The organism is Klebsiella huaxiensis (assembly GCF_003261575.2).
Lineage (GTDB): Bacteria > Pseudomonadota > Gammaproteobacteria > Enterobacterales > Enterobacteriaceae > Klebsiella > Klebsiella huaxiensis.
Map to the genome: position 1 here is coordinate 629,876 of NZ_CP036175.1, position 17,346 is coordinate 647,221.

General features: G+C 52.2%; 15 protein-coding genes. 5 read left to right on the forward strand and 10 right to left on the reverse strand.

Going from position 1 to position 17,346, the window contains the following annotated elements; translation table 11 throughout:
• Positions 1–4 precede the first annotated feature (4 nt).
• Positions 5–4,465 carry a glutamate synthase large subunit gene (gene gltB / locus DA718_RS03030; protein WP_112213543.1) on the reverse strand — a complete coding sequence of 1,487 codons (4,461 nt, stop codon included), beginning with the start codon at positions 4,463–4,465 and terminating at the stop codon, positions 5–7.
• 672 nt (positions 4,466–5,137) lie between these two features.
• Between gltB and mnmL the strand changes: the two genes are divergently transcribed.
• From mnmL to mtgA, 5 genes are all read left to right on the forward strand, one after another.
• The gene (gene mnmL, locus DA718_RS03035; RefSeq protein WP_112213545.1) at positions 5,138–6,073 is read left to right on the forward strand and encodes a tRNA modification radical SAM protein MnmL/YtqA; all 936 of its coding nucleotides are present in this window, start codon (positions 5,138–5,140) and stop codon (positions 6,071–6,073) included.
• Between the two features lie 143 nt (positions 6,074–6,216).
• Positions 6,217–7,281, forward strand: coding sequence for a mannonate dehydratase (gene uxuA, locus DA718_RS03040; RefSeq protein WP_112213546.1), 1,065 nt, complete (start codon positions 6,217–6,219; stop codon positions 7,279–7,281).
• 149 nt (positions 7,282–7,430) lie between these two features.
• Entirely contained in the window at positions 7,431–9,770 is a 2,340-nt protein-coding gene (gene arcB, locus DA718_RS03045) for an aerobic respiration two-component sensor histidine kinase ArcB (RefSeq protein WP_112213547.1), read from the forward strand.
• Positions 9,771–10,004: 234 nt separating this feature from the next.
• Positions 10,005–10,658, forward strand: coding sequence for an isoprenoid biosynthesis glyoxalase ElbB (elbB, locus tag DA718_RS03050; protein ID WP_112213548.1), 654 nt, complete (start codon positions 10,005–10,007; stop codon positions 10,656–10,658).
• Entirely contained in the window at positions 10,655–11,380 is a 726-nt protein-coding gene (gene mtgA, locus DA718_RS03055; RefSeq protein WP_112213549.1) for a monofunctional biosynthetic peptidoglycan transglycosylase, read from the forward strand. Before elbB ends, mtgA begins: the two co-directional genes overlap by 4 nt.
• A 61-nt stretch (positions 11,381–11,441) precedes the next feature.
• On the opposite strand, the gene npr is transcribed toward mtgA, so the two are convergent.
• The 9 genes from npr to kdsC all read right to left on the reverse strand — a co-directional run bounded on the left by npr (position 11,442) and on the right by kdsC (position 17,340).
• Positions 11,442–11,714 carry a PTS phosphocarrier protein NPr gene (npr, locus tag DA718_RS03060; protein WP_004106170.1) on the reverse strand — a complete coding sequence of 91 codons (273 nt, stop codon included), beginning with the start codon at positions 11,712–11,714 and terminating at the stop codon, positions 11,442–11,444.
• Complete coding sequence (gene rapZ, locus DA718_RS03065; RefSeq protein ID WP_004106169.1) at positions 11,711–12,565, reverse strand: RNase adapter RapZ; 855 nt, start codon at positions 12,563–12,565, stop codon at positions 11,711–11,713. The genes npr and rapZ overlap by 4 nt, the downstream gene beginning before the upstream one ends.
• A 45-nt stretch (positions 12,566–12,610) precedes the next feature.
• Positions 12,611–13,099, reverse strand: coding sequence for a PTS IIA-like nitrogen regulatory protein PtsN (ptsN, locus tag DA718_RS03070; protein ID WP_112213550.1), 489 nt, complete (start codon positions 13,097–13,099; stop codon positions 12,611–12,613).
• A gap of 65 nt (positions 13,100–13,164) precedes the next feature.
• Positions 13,165–13,452, reverse strand: a complete 288-nt coding sequence (gene hpf / locus DA718_RS03075; RefSeq protein WP_112213551.1) for a ribosome hibernation promoting factor — start codon at positions 13,450–13,452, stop codon at positions 13,165–13,167.
• Positions 13,453–13,474: 22 nt separating this feature from the next.
• A complete protein-coding gene (gene rpoN, locus DA718_RS03080) occupies positions 13,475–14,908 on the reverse strand; it encodes an RNA polymerase factor sigma-54 (RefSeq protein ID WP_112213552.1) in 1,434 nt (477 codons plus the stop codon).
• Positions 14,909–14,955: 47 nt separating this feature from the next.
• Positions 14,956–15,681, reverse strand: coding sequence for an LPS export ABC transporter ATP-binding protein (gene lptB, locus DA718_RS03085; RefSeq protein WP_110272845.1), 726 nt, complete (start codon positions 15,679–15,681; stop codon positions 14,956–14,958).
• 6 nt (positions 15,682–15,687) lie between these two features.
• Positions 15,688–16,233: a lipopolysaccharide ABC transporter substrate-binding protein LptA gene (gene lptA, locus DA718_RS03090; protein ID WP_110272846.1), complete on the reverse strand. Its 546-nt coding sequence runs from the start codon at positions 16,231–16,233 to the stop codon at positions 15,688–15,690.
• The gene (lptC, locus tag DA718_RS03095; RefSeq protein WP_110272847.1) at positions 16,202–16,777 is read right to left on the reverse strand and encodes an LPS export ABC transporter periplasmic protein LptC; all 576 of its coding nucleotides are present in this window, start codon (positions 16,775–16,777) and stop codon (positions 16,202–16,204) included. Before lptC ends, lptA begins: the two co-directional genes overlap by 32 nt.
• Positions 16,774–17,340, reverse strand: a complete 567-nt coding sequence (gene kdsC / locus DA718_RS03100; RefSeq protein ID WP_112213553.1) for a 3-deoxy-manno-octulosonate-8-phosphatase KdsC — start codon at positions 17,338–17,340, stop codon at positions 16,774–16,776. Before kdsC ends, lptC begins: the two co-directional genes overlap by 4 nt.
• Positions 17,341–17,346: the final 6 nt, after the last annotated feature.

Sequence of the window (17,346 nt, forward strand, 5' to 3'; positions counted from 1 at the left end):
CCCCTTACTGCGCCTGCACCCGCAGCTCAGCTGCGGAACGACTACGGTGACCCAACAGTGCTTTAACATCGCTGGACTTCGGTTTAACCAGCGCAAACTTCGCTGAGAAGGCTGGCCAGTTGGCCAGAATTTCTTCGCCGCGCTGAGAGCCGGTAAGATGCACGTGCTCGGTAATCAAACCGCGCAGATGCTCTTCGTGGATAGCCAGAGAGTCAACGTCCAGCACTTCCACCAGCTCCGGGTTCACGCGTTTGCGGAAATCACCGTCTTCATCCAGAACATAACCGAAACCACCGGTCATCCCCGCACCGAAGTTGACACCCGTTTTGCCCAGCACGCAGACAATCCCGCCGGTCATATATTCACAACCGTTATCGCCAATACCTTCGACCACAGTGATCGCCCCGGAGTTACGCACTGCGAAACGCTCGCCTGCGCGCCCCGCTGCATACAGACGACCGCCGGTCGCGCCATACAGGCAGGTGTTACCGATGATGCTGGCTTCGTGGCTACGGAAGGCAGAGCCGACCGGAGGACGAATCGCCAGCAGGCCGCCAGCCATACCTTTACCGACATAGTCGTTGGCATCGCCTGTCAGATGCAACTCAACGCCACCAGCGTTCCACACGCCGAAGCTTTGGCCCGCAGTACCGCTGAAGTGAGCGGTAATCGGGTCGGCTGCCAGGCCCTGGTCGCCGTGGGTCTGGGCGATATAACCTGACAGCGATGCCCCAACGGAACGGTCGGTGTTGCGGATATCGAACCAGAACGTTTTACTCTGCTTGCTGTCAACGAACGGTTTCGCCTGCTGGAGCAGTTGCGCATTGAGCACGCCATTGTCAAACGGCGGGTTGTTCTCCGTGCAGTACAGCGCTTTGCCTGGATGCGGCTCTGCGGTCTCCAGCAGTTTGCCCAGATCCAGTTTTTGCTGCTTGGCAGTAAAACCATCCAGCTCTTTCAACAGGTCGGTACGGCCAATCAGATCCACCAGACGTTTTACACCCAGCGAAGCCATCAGCTCGCGGGTTTCGCGGGCGATAAATTCAAAGTAGTTTGTCACTTTGAACGGCAGGCCGTGGTAGTGGTTCTTACGCAGTTTTTCATCCTGAGTTGCTACGCCGGTTGCGCAGTTGTTCAGGTGACAAATACGCAGATATTTACAGCCCAGCGCCACCATCGGGCCGGTACCGAAGCCGAAGCTCTCTGCGCCCAGAATCGCGGCTTTAATGATGTCGACGCCGGTTTTTAAACCGCCATCCACCTGCAGACGGATCTTGTGACGCAGACCGTTAGCCACCAGTGCTTGCTGAGTTTCCACCAGGCCTAGTTCCCACGGACAGCCCGCATATTTCACTGATGAGAGCGGGCTTGCACCGGTGCCGCCGTCGTAACCTGCGATGGTAATCAGGTCTGCATAGGCTTTCGCTACGCCGGTGGCGATGGTGCCGACGCCCGGTTCGGAAACCAGCTTCACAGAGATCATCGCTTTTGGGTTGACCTGTTTCAGGTCGAAAATCAGCTGTGCCAGATCCTCGATAGAGTAGATATCGTGGTGCGGCGGCGGGGAGATCAGCGTCACGCCCGGCACTGAATAGCGCAGTTTGGCGATGTATGGGGTGACTTTATCACCCGGTAGCTGACCGCCTTCGCCGGGTTTCGCACCCTGAGCGACTTTAATCTGGATAACGTCGGCATTGACCAGGTAGGCCGGAGTCACGCCGAAGCGACCAGAGGCGACCTGCTTAATGCGCGACACCTTATTGGTGCCGTAGCGCGCCGGGTCTTCGCCGCCTTCGCCGGAGTTCGAGTTGCCGCCGATGCTGTTCATTGCTTCCGCCAGCGCTTCGTGCGCTTCCGGGCTCAGCGCGCCGATGGACATTGCTGCCGTATCAAAACGTTTAAACAGTTCGTTTGCCGGTTCAACGTCGTCCAGGCTGACGGTAGTGCCGTCCGGGGTAATGGCCAGCAGATCGCGCAGCGTTGCCGCCGGGCGCTCGTTAACCAATTTAGCGTACTGCTGATAGTCGCTGTATTCGCCGCTTTGTACCGCTTGTTGCAGGGTACGCACCACGTCCGGGTTGTAGGCGTGATATTCGCCGCCGTGGACGTATTTCAGCAGACCGCCCTGATCCAGCGGCTTACGTGCCAGCCAGGCACGTTTTGACAGGTTCAATAGATCCTGCTGGAAGTCGTCGAAACCAGCGCCGCCGATACGGCTGACAACGCCCAGGAAGCACAGGTCAGACACTTCGCGATGCAGGCCCACTGCTTCGAACAGTTTCGAGCAGCGATAGGACGCGATAGTTGAAATCCCCATCTTCGACATGATCTTATACAGACCTTTATTGATGCCGTTACGGTAGTTCAACATCACCGCGCGGTACTCTTTGTCGATGGCTTTGTTATCTACCAGCTTCGCCAGAGTTTCATAGGCGAGGTACGGGTAGATGGCCGTCGCGCCGAAGCCCAGCAGCACCGCAAAGTGGTGCGGATCGCGGGCGCTGGCGGTTTCGACAATAATGTTGGCATCGCAGCGCAGGCTCTTATCGACCAGGCGGGTCTGAATCGCGCCCACGGCCATCGGAGCCGGTACCGGCAGACGGTTTTTAGCGATGTTGCGATCAGAGAGCACCAGTAGCACGGTACCGTTACGCACCATCTGTTCGGCTTTGTCACATAGCGCCTTCACGGTCTCAGCCAGCGTGGTTTCGGTGGCATCAAACGTGATATCCAGGACGTCGGCGCGATAGTGCTCCTCTTCCATGGTGGTCAGCTGTTTAAAATCGGAGTACAGCAGAATCGGTGACTTGAAGCTCAGGCGGTGCGCCTGGCCTTCCGCTTCGCAGAAGACGTTCATTTCACGACCGATGCTGGTGGCCAGCGACATTACGTGGGCTTCACGCAGCGGATCGATCGGCGGGTTAGTCACCTGCGCGAACTGCTGGCGGAAGTAATCGTAAATGATACGCGGTTGGCTGGAGAGCACGGCGAATGGGGTATCATCGCCCATTGAGCCGACCGCTTCCTGGCCGTTTTCGCCCAGTACGCGCAGGACGGAATCCAGCTCTTCAGCGCTGTAGTTAAACTGTTTCTGATAGCTGGCGAGCATGTCGTCATCAAACTGACGGCTACCGACATCTTCATCAGGCAGGTCTTCAAACGGGACCAGACGGCGGACGTTTTTCTCCATCCACTCTTTATAAGGATGGCGGCTTTTTAGATCGTTATCGGTTTCCGCTGAATGCAGAATACGCCCCTCGCGGGTATCGATAACCATCAGCTCGCCTGGGCCAACGCGGCCTTTTTCGACCACTTCGTCAGGCTGGTAATCCCAGATGCCGACTTCAGAGGCGCAGGTGATCAGTTTGTCTTTGGTGATAACGTAGCGCGCCGGGCGCAGGCCGTTACGGTCGAGGTTACAGGCCGCATAGCGACCGTCGGACATCACGATACCTGCCGGGCCATCCCACGGCTCCATGTGCATGGAGTTAAAGTCGAAGAATGAACGCAGGTCGGGATCCATATCCGGGTTGTTCTGCCAGGCTGGCGGCACCAGCAGGCGCATGGCACGGATAATGTCCATCCCGCCCGCCAGCAGCAGTTCCAGCATATTATCCATTGAACTGGAGTCAGAGCCGGTTTCATTGACGAACGGCGCAGCATCGTGGAGATCCGGGATCAACGGCGTCTGAAACTTATAGGTACGGGCACGGGCCCACTGGCGGTTACCAGTAATGGTGTTAATTTCACCGTTGTGCGCCAGATAGCGGAACGGCTGCGCCAGCGGCCAGCGCGGCACGGTGTTGGTGGAAAAGCGCTGGTGGAACAGGCAGATGGCTGATTCCAGGCGCAGGTCCGCGAGGTCCAGGTAGAAGCGCGGCAAATCCGCCGGCATACACAGACCTTTATAAATGTTCACCAGATTAGACAGGCTGCAAACGTAGAAATCTTTATCTTCTTGCAAGCGCTTTTCGATACGGCGACGGGCGATGAATAAACGGCGCTCCATATCACGCGGACGCCAGCCAGCCGGGGCGTTAACAAAGATTTGTTCAATACGGGGCAGCGAAGAGAGTGCGATTTCACCGAGAACGCCTTCGTTGGTTGGCACTTCGCGCCAGCCGACAATAGACAGGGTTTCGCGTTGAAGTTCTTCTTCGACGATGCGGCGCGCCGCTTTGGCCAGTTCAGGATCTTTATTAAGGAATAACATCCCAACGGCGTAATTTTTGGCTAAACGCCAGCCGCGCTCTTCCGCAACGATTCGGAAGAAACGATCGGGTTTTTGTAGCAGCAAGCCACAACCGTCGCCGGTTTTTCCATCGGCGAGGATCGCGCCGCGGTGCTGCATTCGGGCCAGTGCGTGTATAGCGGTTCGCACTACCTTGTGGCTAGGTTCGCCTTCTATGTGGGCGATCAGGCCGAAACCACAGTTATCCCTCTCAAGGGATTTATCGTACAACATATCAGTGAACCTCCCCAGGCTCTACGGGACACCCTCCGAACCGTTGCGCACGGGCACAGAAAGAGCATGGCGACGGGGTTTGCACCTCGCATTCGCCCTCTTTAAATCCTTTTCGCATCGGTACACAAGTTTGAGGACTTGCTGTTAAGAGGGAATCTCAATTACTGCATAAATATGATGAGCAGAGCGCTCATCCAGAAAGCTTCCAGCGGATTCCCAAGTTATCGGGAATCCGCACATACGTCAAATGGCAATCTTATTTATACAAAAATGTGCTATGTAACACTTAGTTTTATGATTTTTAAGAGAATAATAACATTTCGAATGCTGCTGAAACGTAACCGACGGCATAATTGAGTGTGATCTGTCTCACTATATCGATGGCACAAGATTATCGGTCTGTGCTGAATAGTTTTTTTATAACAGACTATTTGACTGCTTTTCATTTGAATTTCGGAAAGTAATACTGTTTTATGTTCTGGCAAAGATAATTGCAAAAACAGAGGCTATGTATAAGGAAAACTCATCACTATGAATGTGAATTAAATTGCGGTTATCTTGAGTGTTTATGCAATGAGGTAAGCGGCCGCGTTGACGATTGATCCAGGTCATCGCCGTCGGTAGCTAAAAATGGCAGGCTTGGCCCTTTTCTTAAGGCCGGTCTATCAGATTATGCAGTTACAAAAATTAGTCAATATGTTTGGTGGGGATCTTGCGCGTCGTTATGGCGAAAAGGTTCATAAACTGACGCTGCATGGTGGATTTAGCTGTCCAAATCGCGATGGCACTATTGGTCGTGGCGGCTGCACATTTTGTAATGTGGCTTCTTTCGCCGATGAACAACAGCAGTATATTTCGATTGCCGAACAGCTGGCGCATCAGGCGCAGCGGGTTAATCGCGCTCAGCGCTATCTGGCTTATTTTCAGGCCTACACCAGCACTTTTGCTGAAGTTCAGGTACTGCGTTCCATGTATCAGCAAGCGGTGAGCCAAGCCAATATGGTTGGGCTGTGCGTTGGCACTCGCCCGGACTGTGTGCCTGAAGCAGTATTAGATTTACTTAGCGAATATCGGGAGTTGGGTTATGAAGTATGGCTGGAGCTTGGGCTGCAAACCGCACATGATAAAACGCTGCATCGGATAAATCGCGGTCACGATTTTGCCTGCTATCAGCACACGACCCGACTGGCGCGTGAACGTGGCCTGAAAGTATGTTCGCATCTGATTGTCGGGCTACCGGGAGAGGGGCAGCATCATTGCCTGCAAACCCTGGATCGGGTGGTTGAAACCGGCGTTGATGGTATTAAGTTGCATCCACTTCATATTGTGAAGGGCAGCATCATGGCAAAAGCGTGGGAAGCCGGAAGGCTGAACGGTATTGAACTGGACGACTATACGGTCACTGCAGGAGAGATGATTCGCCATACCCCACCTGAGATTATTTATCACCGTATTTCTGCCAGTGCCCGTCGTCCGACGCTGCTGGCACCACTATGGTGTGAGAACCGTTGGACCGGGATGGTTGAGCTGGATAAATACCTTAATCAGCACGGTGTCCAGGGCTCAGCCATCGGTCCTGGCTGGGTGTCTCCGGTAACTACGAAATAATGAAAAACGTCACGTGTTCCTTTCACGACAGCCTGCAAAAAGTAATGTGATCTTTGTCACTATCATCAATATTTCTCTGGTTATGAAAACTGGTATGGTAGTAGGCTATTATTTATTGATAACATTGACTCAGGTGGTTTCGTATGCAGATGACAATGCGTTGGTTTGGTCCAGATGAAGATAAGGTCTCTCTGGAATATATTCGCCAGGTTCCGGGTGTAGAAGGTGTTGTAGGCGCACTTTATGATGTCGCCGTTGGTGAGGTCTGGCCAGTTGATAAAATTGAGGATCTGGTGAAGCAAGCCCATGCCGCTGGGCTTACAATGGAAGTCATTGAAAGCGTCAACATTCATGACGATATTAAGATCGGTTTACCTTCCCGCGATCGTTATATCGCCAATTATCAGCAAACTATCCGCAATCTTGCTCGGTTTGGCGTTAAGGTCATTTGCTACAACTTCATGCCGGTTTTTGACTGGATGAAGACGGACATGAACTATGTTCTGCCGGATGGCTCCCTGACGATGGCTTTTGAGAAGAAAGACATTGATAAGAGTCTTGAAGAGGTGGTGAAAGAGGTTCTGGAAAATTCGAATGGTTTTGCGCTGCCGGGCTGGGAACCAGAGCGGCTGGCAAAAGTTCAGGACCTGTTTGCTCAATATAAAGATGTTGATGACAAAGTACTGCGTGAAAACCTGGTCTATTTCCTGAATGCAGTGATCCCCGTTTGTGAAGAGGTGGGGGTGAAAATGGCTATTCATCCTGATGATCCGCCGTACTCAATTTTTGGTCTACCGCGAGTGGTGAAAAATCGTGACGATCTGGACTGGATTTGTCGGGCGGTGGATTCTGAGGCGAATGGCATCACGCTCTGTACCGGCTCTATCGCGGAAGACCCGGCTAATGATGTCTACTCGATTCTGGCCGAGTTTACTCGTCGTAAGCGAATCCATTTTGCCCATGTGCGTAATATAAATCTCATCAAAGACAAAGACTTTTATGAGTGCGCTCACCCATCAGAATTTGGCTCTTTAGATATGTACAAAGTGATGCAGGCGCTCTATGACAATGGTTTTAGCGGCTATATTCGCCCGGATCATGGGCGCTTTATTTGGGGAGAAACAGGGCGTCCAGGCTATGGGTTGTACGATCGCGCGCTGGGAGTAACCTACCTCAAAGGGCTATGGGAAGCACTCAGTAAGCGCTAACGACCAGTCCTGTTTCCAATCTATATTCCGGCTGACTGTAATCCTGGGTCGGCCGCGTAACACAATCCTTCCCGCATTTTTTGCACAACTTACAGCGTCTTGCTCAGAATTGAGTATTATTGTGCGAAGTTGTCGCGAAGGAATCTCCTATGAAGCAAATCCGTATGCTGGCGCAGTATTATGTTGACCTGATGATGAAGTTGGGTCTGGTGCGCTTTTCCATGCTACTGGCCCTTGCGCTGGTGGTACTGGCGATTGTGGTGCAAATGGCCGTGACCATGGTGCTGCACGGCCAGGTAGAAAGTATTGATGTTATCCGCTCCATCTTCTTTGGCCTGCTGATTACCCCGTGGGCGGTCTATTTCCTCTCGGTCGTTGTTGAGCAACTGGAAGAGTCCCGGCAGCGCCTCTCGCGGCTAGTGGAGAAGCTGGAGGAGATGCGCGAGCGCGATCTCAAGTTGAATGTGCAGCTTAAGGACAACATCGCCCAGCTTAATCAGGAAATCGGCGAACGTGAAAAAGCTGAAGCAGAACGTGAAACGACGCTTGAGCAACTGAAAATTGAGATGAAGGAACGTGAAGAGGCGCAAATTCAGCTTGAGCAGCAATCCTCCTTCCTGCGCTCCTTCCTTGATGCGTCACCTGATTTGGTTTTCTATCGTAATGAAGACAAAGAATTTTCCGGCTGTAACCGTGCGATGGAGCTATTAACCGGTAAAAGTGAGAAGCAGCTTATTCATCTGAAACCACAGAATGTTTACAGCGCAGAAGTGGCGGAGAAAGTACTGGAAACGGATGAGAAAGTTTTCCGCCATAACGTATCGCTAACCTACGAGCAGTGGCTGGATTATCCGGATGGGCGCAAGGCCTGCTTTGAAATCCGCAAGGTACCTTATTATGACCGCGTAGGTAAGCGACGTGGCTTGATGGGCTTCGGTCGCGATATTACCGAGCGTAAGCGCTATCAGGACGCGCTGGAACGGGCCAGCCGTGATAAGACCACCTTTATCTCTACCATTAGCCATGAGCTGCGTACGCCGCTTAATGGCATCGTGGGGCTTAGCAGGATCTTGCTTGATACCGATCTAACCGCAGAGCAGGAAAAATACCTGAAAACTATCCATATCTCAGCCGTGACGCTGGGTAATATCTTCAACGATATTATTGAGATGGACAAAATGGAGCGGCGTAAAATTCAGCTGGATAATCAGCCGGTTGATTTCACTGGCTTCCTCGCTGACCTGGAAAACCTCTCTGGCCTGCAGGCGCAGCAGAAAGGTCTGCACTTTGTGCTGGATCCCGCACTTCCGCTGCCGCATCAAGTGATAACCGACGGTACGCGGTTGCGCCAGATTCTGTGGAACCTCATTAGTAACGCAGTGAAATTTACTCCGCAGGGCGGGAATGTAAACGTCCGCGTGCGTTATGACGAAGGCGATATTCTGCATTTTGAAGTAGAAGATTCCGGTATTGGTATTCCTGAAGCGGAACAGGACAAAATCTTCGCCATGTATTATCAGGTTAAAGATAGCCAGGGAGGCAAGCCCGCGACCGGCACCGGTATTGGCCTTGCGGTATCGCGTCGTCTGGCGCGCAACATGGGCGGTGATATCTGCGTTTCCAGCCTGCCGGGCAAAGGGGCGACCTTTACGCTCACCGTACATGCCCCTGCTATTGCTGAAGAAGTCGAAGACACTTTGGCAGAAGATGAAATGCCATTACCGGCGCTGAACGTGTTGTTGGTGGAAGATATTGAACTGAATGTGATCGTCGCGCGCTCGGTGCTGGAGAAACTGGGCAATAGCGTGGATGTGGCAATGACCGGTAAGGCCGCGCTGGAGATGTTTGTGCCCGGTGAATACGACCTGGTTCTGCTCGATATTCAGCTGCCGGATATGACGGGACTGGATATCTCTCGCCAGCTGAAACAACGCTTTGCTGCTGATGAACTCCCGCCGCTGGTGGCGCTCACCGCTAATGTACTGAAGAACAAAAACGAGTATCTGGACGCCGGGATGGACGATGTCCTGAGTAAACCGTTATCGGTCCCGGCGCTAACCGCAATTATCAAAAAATTCTGGGATTCACCGGAAGAGGAAGAGAACGATATGCCATCCGTAGATGTCAGTAAATCGACTTCTGTACTGGATATTCCAATGCTTGAGCAGTATATCGAACTGGTGGGACCGAAGCTTATCAATGACGGTCTGGTGGTTTTCGAGAGAATGATGCCGGGATATCTGGCGGTTCTGGAATCGAATCTAACCGCGCGTGACCAGAAAGGCATTGTCGACGAAGGGCATAAAATTAAGGGGGCGGCTGGCTCAATTGGTTTGCGTCACATTCAGCAACTTGGGCAACAGATTCAGTCACCAGATTTGCCGGCATGGTCAGATAACGTTGCAGAGTGGGTTGAAGAGATGAAATCCGAGTGGCAAAGCGACGTTGCGGTACTGAAAGCGTGGGTAGCGGCGGCTGATAAAAAATGACCCCGGATAAACCGGGGTGCGCGAATACTGCGCCAACACCAGGGAACTGGTTGTTGTGCCAGAATCATTTGAGTGATTTTTTTACACGGCGCAACCTGAGGATTTGGCTTGCTCGCTGATTAAGATAGCAAAGCTTAAATAATTTGTTACGTGAATCGGTAAAATATGTGAAGCATAGCGAGTAAATCAAAATTTTTGACTGGTTCCATAAACTTGTACTAAGGGGCTGATGTGATGAAGAAAATTGGTGTGGTGCTAAGCGGTTGCGGTGTTTTTGACGGCAGCGAAATTCATGAAGCGGTTATTACCTTGCTGGCGATTGCTCGCAGCGGCGCCCAGGCCATCTGTTTTGCACCTGATAAAGTACAAACTGATGTTATCAATCATTTGACCGGGGAAGCGCAGGCTGAAAGCCGTAATGTGCTCGTTGAGGCCGCACGTATTGCGCGCGGGGAAATTCGCCCCCTGGCAGATGCCCGAGCGGATGAGCTGGATGCGCTGATTGTGCCCGGCGGATTTGGCGCGGCGAAAAACCTCAGTAGCTTTGCTTCCCAGGGCAGTGAATGTACGGTGGATAGCGATCTGAAAGAACTGGCTCTGGCCATGCATCTGGCGGGTAAACCGTTGGGCTTTATCTGTATCGCTCCGGCGTTGCTACCTAAAATTTTCTCATTTCCGCTACGCGTGACTATCGGCACCGATCTGGATACCGCAGATGCATTAGAGGAGATGGGCGCTGAACACGTGCCTTGCCCGGTCGATGACATAGTGGTTGATGAAGACCACAAAGTGGTGACGACTCCGGCATATATGCTGGCGCCGAATATTGCTGAAGCGGCGAGCGGAATTGAAAAACTGGTCGCTCGTGTGCTGGTTCTGACTGCATGAAGTCTCGTTTTTCCCCGCTGAGAATGATCAAACGTCTTTTGCTGCGGTTGATGTTGGCATGTTTGGTGGTATGGGGCGGTGGCATTGTGCTGTTTAGCATCGTTCCGGTTCCTTTTTCGGCAGTGATGCTGGAGCGACAGGTTAGCGCCTGGGCCTCTGGAAATTTTCATTACGTCGCCCATTCTGATTGGGTGGGAATGGATGAGATATCTCCCTGGATGGGGCTTGCGGTGATTGCTGCTGAAGATCAAAAATTCCCTGAGCACTGGGGTTTTGATGTGTCTGCCATTGAGAAGGCGTTGGCACATAATGAGCGCAACGAGAGCCGCATTCGCGGTGCCTCAACGCTATCACAGCAGACCGCAAAGAATTTGTTCTTATGGGATGGTCGCAGCTGGCTGAGAAAAGGGCTGGAGGCTGGGCTGACCGTCGGTATCGAGACCGTCTGGAGCAAAAAACGTATCCTCACGGTTTATTTGAATATTGCTGAGTTTGGTGAAGGGACGTTTGGTGTGGAAGCCGCATCACAGCGCTATTTTCATAAACCGGCCAGTAAGTTGACCGCTTCTGAAGCAGCGTTGTTAGCTGCGGTCTTACCTAACCCGATTCGCTTTCGCGCAGACGCACCGTCAGGATACGTCCGTAGTCGGCAAGCGTGGATTTTACGCCAGATGCGTCAATTGGGTGGGGAAGGGTTTATGCAGAAAAATAAGCTACATTGATGTTTTTAGTGGCTAAATTTATAACCCCGGTAAGCATTACGCAACGCAACCGGGGGCCGTGCTAGTCTTCATCAAAACCGGCGTTGAACAGCGCGATAACCGCTGCCAGCGCTTCAACTTCCTGCGGGCCATTCGCTTCAATCTCAATCTGACGTCCTTTGGCTGAGTCAAGCATCAGCAGGGCAATTACGCTATTGGCCTCTGCCTCAGTGCCTTCATCATTGCGCAGCAGGACTTCAGCATCATAGTTCTGCATTAACTCAAACAACTTCATTGCCGGGCGGGCATGCATGCCCAGCTTATTGGTGATCTCAACGGTTTGCTTAACGGTCATGATTTACGTTTTTCCAGCGTCCGATGACGAGACTGCACGTTCTTACCGCGCGAGCGGAAGTAGTCAGCCAGCTGTTCGGCGATGTAGACCGAACGGTGTTTACCGCCAGTACAACCAATGGCCACCGTCAGATAGCTGCGATTATTGGTTTCCAGCATGGGTAACCATAGTTCAAGATAGCTACGAGTCTGGTAGATAAAATTGTGAACTTCCGTGTGTCGGTCGAGGAAGGCGGCGACAGGTTTGTCCAGACCTGTCATCGGGCGCAGCTTCGGATCCCAGTGTGGATTAGGCAAGAAGCGCACATCGAAAACGTAGTCGGCATCGATAGGGATACCATGCTTGAAGCCGAAAGATTCGAAGACCATCGTCAGCTCACGTTCGCGTTTGCCTAGCAAACGAGTACGCAGCATTTCTGCCAGCTCATGCACCGACATCTCGGAAGTATCGACGATCAGATCGGCGCGAGAACGCAGTGGTTCCAGCAGGTCGCTCTCTTCATCAATAGCGCTTTCGAGCGACAGATTTTTGCTCGACAGCGGATGTAAGCGGCGCGTATCGCTGTAGCGGCGAATTAAGGTGTTGCGATCGGCGTCAAGAAACAGCAACTGAGGCGAAAATTCTGCGGGCAGATTTTTCATTGCCTGCTCAAAGATTTCCGGTGACTCAGGCATGTTACGTACGTCAATGCTGACGGCAGCCGAGATATTTCTATCTGCGAGCGAGCGTGCCAGTTCGGGTAACAAAACCACCGGCAGGTTGTCCACGCAGTAGAAACCCATATCTTCCAGCGCTCGCAGGGCGACGGATTTCCCCGATCCTGAACGGCCGCTGACGATCATCAGTACCATGTACCGTTTCTCCTCAGTACGATAAAGAGTAAGGTGCGACTCCCGTTATGCCCCATCGTTGCTTCCTGCTTCGGTGATAATTTCATACAACTCTTCGTTGCTTTGGGCGGCGCGTAGTCGGCGACAGGTTACTTTATCCGCCAGACGTTTTGCGACCAGTGAAAGCGTATGCAGATGAGTTTTGGTCTGATCGGCGGGAACGAGAAGCGCAAACAGGAGATCGACAGGTTGATTATCGATCGCATCAAAAGCGATCGGGGTTTCCAGTTGGACAAAAACGCCAACGGCCCGCAGCGTATCCTCTTCGAGTTTTCCGTGTGGGATCGCGATACCGTTACCGATCCCGGTGCTGCCCATTTTCTCGCGAGTGAGGATCGCTTCGAACACCACCTGAGGCGGCAAGCCTAGCTGTTTTGCTGCCAGCTCGCTGATGATTTCCAGGGCACGTTTCTTGCTCTGGCAGTGAACCTGGCTACGGGTACATTCCTGGTTAAGGACATTGCTCAGTTGTAGAGCCGAATCGTTATTTATCATAATTTCACCTGAGCTCGCCCTGACCAACCGCCTGCTGGCGGTTGGCGTAGGTTATGCCCGGACAATTAGCGTTGTTTCAGTTTATCTTTATGTTTTGTTAGCTGTCTTGCCAGCTTATCAATAAGACCATCGATAGCGGCATACATATCCTGCCCTTCCGCACTGGCATGGATTTCACCACCGTTGACATGCAGGTTGGCATCCGCAATTTGCGTTACCTTCTCTACCTTTAACACAATGTAGACCTGATTGATCCTATCGAAAAACTGCTCCAACTTGCTAAATTTTGTGTTAACAAAATCGCGCAGAGCAGGGGTTATTTCTACATTGTGTCCTGTAATGTTGAGCTGCATAGTGTCTTCCTTATCGGTTGGGTCAAACCAGTTGTTTACGCTGATTCGACGGCGGAATGGATAAAGACTCTCGATACTTAGCGACGGTTCGGCGCGCCACCATAATACCCTGATCGGATAACATGGTGGTGAGCTTACTGTCGCTCAACGGCTTCGCGGGGTTCTCCGCGGCGATTAACTTCTTCACCAGCGCGCGAATGGCCGTCGACGATGCTTCGCCGCCGCCTTCTGTGCTTACATGGCTGGAGAAGAAATACTTCAGCTCAAAAATACCGCGTGGACTATGCAGGTATTTTTGGGTAGTAACGCGTGAAATGGTCGATTCATGCATTTCGACGGCCTGGGCAATATCAGCCAGTACCATCGGCTTCATATGCTCTTCACCTTTCTCGAAAAAGGCCTGCTGCTGCTCAACAATGCAGCGGCTGACGCGCAGTAGCGTATCGTTACGGCTCTCCAGGCTTTTGATCAGCCAGCGAGCCTCCTGCAGATTGCTGCGGATAAACTGGCCGTCGGCATCATTGCGCGTGCTGTTACCCATTGCAGCATAGTGCTGATTGATCTTCAGGCGCGGTAGGCTATCTGAATTGAGTTCAACAACCCAATGGTCATTCACCTTACGCACCAGCACGTCAGGAATGACATATTCTGGTTCGCCGGTTTGGATGGATTGACCAGGGCGCGGATCCAGGGATTGGATCAGGCTTACCGCTTCCTTTAATACTTCTTCTTTGAGGCGGGTTACGCGCATGAGAGAGCGGAAATCATGATTCGCTAGTAGATCAAGGTGATCGCTGATGATCTGACGTGCTTCATCAATCCAGGGTGTTTCTCTGGCAAACTGCGAAAGTTGAACCAGCAGGCAGTCGCGCAGATCTTTTGCCGCTACGCCGACGGGGTCGAAACGCTGAATGCGCTTGAGGACGGCTTCAACTTCTTCAAGTCCGATTTCATCATCGCCAATGCTCTCAACGATGTCTTCGACAGAAATTGTGAGGTAGCCGGTATCATCAACGGCATCGACGATGGAGGTCGCGATGGCGCGATCGGTATCAGTGAACGGCGTAAGTTCAACCTGCCACATCAGGTAATCTTGCAGGCTTTGAGTGGTCTCACCCTGGTAGACGGGCAGTTCGTCATCCTGATAATCGACGCCGTTACCTGATGGCGTTCCTGCTGTATAAATCTCATCCCAGCTGGCATCAAGCGGCAGTTCTTCAGGCATGTCTTTTTGCTCAAGGGCATCGACGGTATCCAGAGATTCGCGATCCTCGGCCTCTTTGGTTTCTACCTCATCGTGAAGATCGGTTTGCTCCAGCAACGGGTTGCTATCCAGCGCCTGCTGGAGTTCTTGCTGGAGTTCTAACGTGGACAACTGCAGTAAACGAATCGCCTGCTGCAGTTGTGGCGTCATGGCAAGCTGTTGGCTTAGCCTTAATTGCAAACCTTGCTTCATATTCAGGGCCAATATCTCCGACTAAAACGTCTGTAACCTCTACCCTATCAGAGTCTGAAGTCTTCCCCAAGATACACGCGCTTAACCTGCTCGTCTTCAAGGATTTGTTGAGGTGTACCGTGAGCTATCAGATGGCCCTGGCTGACGATATAGGCACGCTCACAAACGGCGAGCGTTTCCCTGACGTTATGGTCGGTAATCAGGACACCCAGGCCGCTATCGCGCAGATGCTCAATGATACGTTTGATATCGATGACGGAAATAGGGTCGACGCCAGCAAAAGGTTCATCCAGCAGGATAAATTTCGGGTTAGCGGCCAGCGCACGGGCGATTTCGACGCGGCGACGTTCACCACCGGAGAGCGCCTGGCCGAGGTTATCGCGCAGGTGCTCAATGTGAAACTCTTCCATCAACTCTTTTGCGCGATCTTCACGCTGCTCGTTGCTTAAGTCGTCACGGATCTGCAATACCGCCATCAGGTTATCGTATACGCTCAGGCGACGGAAAATGGAGGCTTCTTGCGGCAGATAGCCTATACCGCGACGCGCGCGAGCATGTAGTGGCAGCAGGCTGATATCTTCATCGTCAATAATGATGTTGCCAGCGTCGCGCGGAACGATACCGACAACCATATAGAAGGTAGTGGTTTTACCCGCACCGTTCGGGCCGAGCAGGCCAACAATCTCACCTGAATTCACAGTCAGACTGACATCTTCCACCACGCGGCGGCCTTTGTAAGCTTTGGCGAGATTCTTTGCAGTTAATGTTGCCATAACGAATTACTTACCCTTCTTTGACTGGTCGGTGCCTTTGTCCTGCAACTGCGAAGGAACCAGAACCGTGGTCACTCGCCCACCTTTATTGCTGAACGCCTGCATTTTTTGCTCTTTTACCAGATAGGTGATTTTGTCACCCTGGATATTGCTATCGATCTGTTCCAGATGCGCATTGCCGGTCAGCACGACAAAGTCATTTTGCAGTTCATAATGCATTTTTGACGCCCGGCCTTTAACCGGCTTGCCGTTGTCCTGCATCTGGAAGAAGGTCGCTGGGTTACCATAACCGTCAATAACCTCTTTGCCTTTCTCCCCGCCCGGGCGAGTTACGACAACCTTGTCGGCGTTGATTTTGATGGTCCCCTGGGTAACAACGACATTACCAGTAAACGTGACGACATTACCTTGCATATCCAGCGACTGCTGATCGGATTCAATATGAATTGGCTGATCGGTGTCACCGGTTTTTGCCAGTGCCGGCAGGCTGGCGGCCAGTAAGGCGCTGGCGAGCGCAATCTTAAGGCTGAGTTTGTTTGTTCTGAATTTCATATGAGGTTCTAACCTTTTCAATCAGCTCGGCATTTTTGCTGCGCAGGTTCCCGCGCATTTTCAGGCCGCTGGAATTAAATGTTGTTCCGTACAACGTCACCATGTCATCGGAGGTAACATCCTGCGTCATCAGGTTTATCTGAGCGTTATCCGTCGTAATTTTGCGCAGTTGAGAATCCGCCGTCAGCGCATTCACTTCAACGTGCCCGTAAAGATACAGCATGCGGTCATTCGTCAACTTGGCTTTATCCGCTTTGATAGACCAGGTTGGTACTTTGTTAGTATCGAAGGTGGTCATTACTGGTTTTGCGAACCACGACAGTTGCTGTTCGGAAAAATACTCCACGTGTTCAGCGATCAGCCGGTAATTAAGCGCCCCTTCCGGACTATAAACGACGGTATCGGTATGCTCACTGGTATACGTTGGCTCATCAGGATTGACCGCTTGCTGGGTGGTCTCGTCCGTACTCGCCAGATTCAGGCCGATCAGAATCAGCGCGACCAGCGACAGTAAAATGATAACCCAACGTCTGGTTTTACTCATATAGATTGCCCTTTGGCCTCATCCAACTTACCCTGCGCCAATAGTAGCAAATCGCAAACTTCCCGTACCGCCCCGCGACCGCCATTAATGCGAGTGACGTAATCTGCGCGTGGGATCAGCAACGGGTGCGCATCTGCCACCGCTACGCTTAAACCAACCTCAGCCATCACCGGCCAATCGATCAGATCGTCACCGATATAGGCCACTTCATCAGCGCGAACGGCCAGTTTGTTCAGTAGTTCATGAAATGCCAGTAGTTTATTAGACTGCCCCTGGTACAGATGCGTGATGCCAAGAGTTTGGCAACGGTCTTCTACCAGTTTAGCTTTTCGTCCGGTAATTATCGCCACTTCAATATCTGAAGTCAGGGCGCAGCGGATCCCGTAGCCATCACGTACGTTAAACGCTTTTAGCTCTTCGCCGTGGTTGCCCATGAAGATAAGTCCATCGGACAGGACGCCGTCGACATCGAGGATCAGTAAACGGATCTTCGCTGCGCGATCAATAAAGTCCTGACTTACCGGCCCATAACAGGTCGCGATCAGGGCATCAGCATTATTCATTATTTT

Bases quoted from the DNA above. Each gene is read 5' to 3' on its own strand.
- mtgA (WP_112213549.1), top strand. From the start codon at position 10,655: ATGAAGTCTCGTTTTTCCCCGCTGAGAATGATCAAACGTCTTTTGCTG.
- arcB (WP_112213547.1), top strand. From the start codon at position 7,431: ATGAAGCAAATCCGTATGCTGGCGCAGTATTATGTTGACCTGATGATG.
- rpoN (WP_112213552.1), bottom strand. From the start codon at position 14,908: ATGAAGCAAGGTTTGCAATTAAGGCTAAGCCAACAGCTTGCCATGACG.
- lptC (WP_110272847.1), bottom strand. From the start codon at position 16,777: ATGAGTAAAACCAGACGTTGGGTTATCATTTTACTGTCGCTGGTCGCG.
- mnmL (WP_112213545.1), top strand. From the start codon at position 5,138: ATGCAGTTACAAAAATTAGTCAATATGTTTGGTGGGGATCTTGCGCGT.
- lptA (WP_110272846.1), bottom strand. From the start codon at position 16,233: ATGAAATTCAGAACAAACAAACTCAGCCTTAAGATTGCGCTCGCCAGC.
- kdsC (WP_112213553.1), bottom strand. From the start codon at position 17,340: ATGAATAATGCTGATGCCCTGATCGCGACCTGTTATGGGCCGGTAAGT.
- elbB (WP_112213548.1), top strand. From the start codon at position 10,005: ATGAAGAAAATTGGTGTGGTGCTAAGCGGTTGCGGTGTTTTTGACGGC.
- rapZ (WP_004106169.1), bottom strand. From the start codon at position 12,565: ATGGTACTGATGATCGTCAGCGGCCGTTCAGGATCGGGGAAATCCGTC.
- gltB (WP_112213543.1), bottom strand. From the start codon at position 4,465: ATGTTGTACGATAAATCCCTTGAGAGGGATAACTGTGGTTTCGGCCTG.
- uxuA (WP_112213546.1), top strand. From the start codon at position 6,217: ATGCAGATGACAATGCGTTGGTTTGGTCCAGATGAAGATAAGGTCTCT.
- lptB (WP_110272845.1), bottom strand. From the start codon at position 15,681: ATGGCAACATTAACTGCAAAGAATCTCGCCAAAGCTTACAAAGGCCGC.
- ptsN (WP_112213550.1), bottom strand. From the start codon at position 13,099: ATGATAAATAACGATTCGGCTCTACAACTGAGCAATGTCCTTAACCAG.
- npr (WP_004106170.1), bottom strand. From the start codon at position 11,714: ATGACCGTTAAGCAAACCGTTGAGATCACCAATAAGCTGGGCATGCAT.
- hpf (WP_112213551.1), bottom strand. From the start codon at position 13,452: ATGCAGCTCAACATTACAGGACACAATGTAGAAATAACCCCTGCTCTG.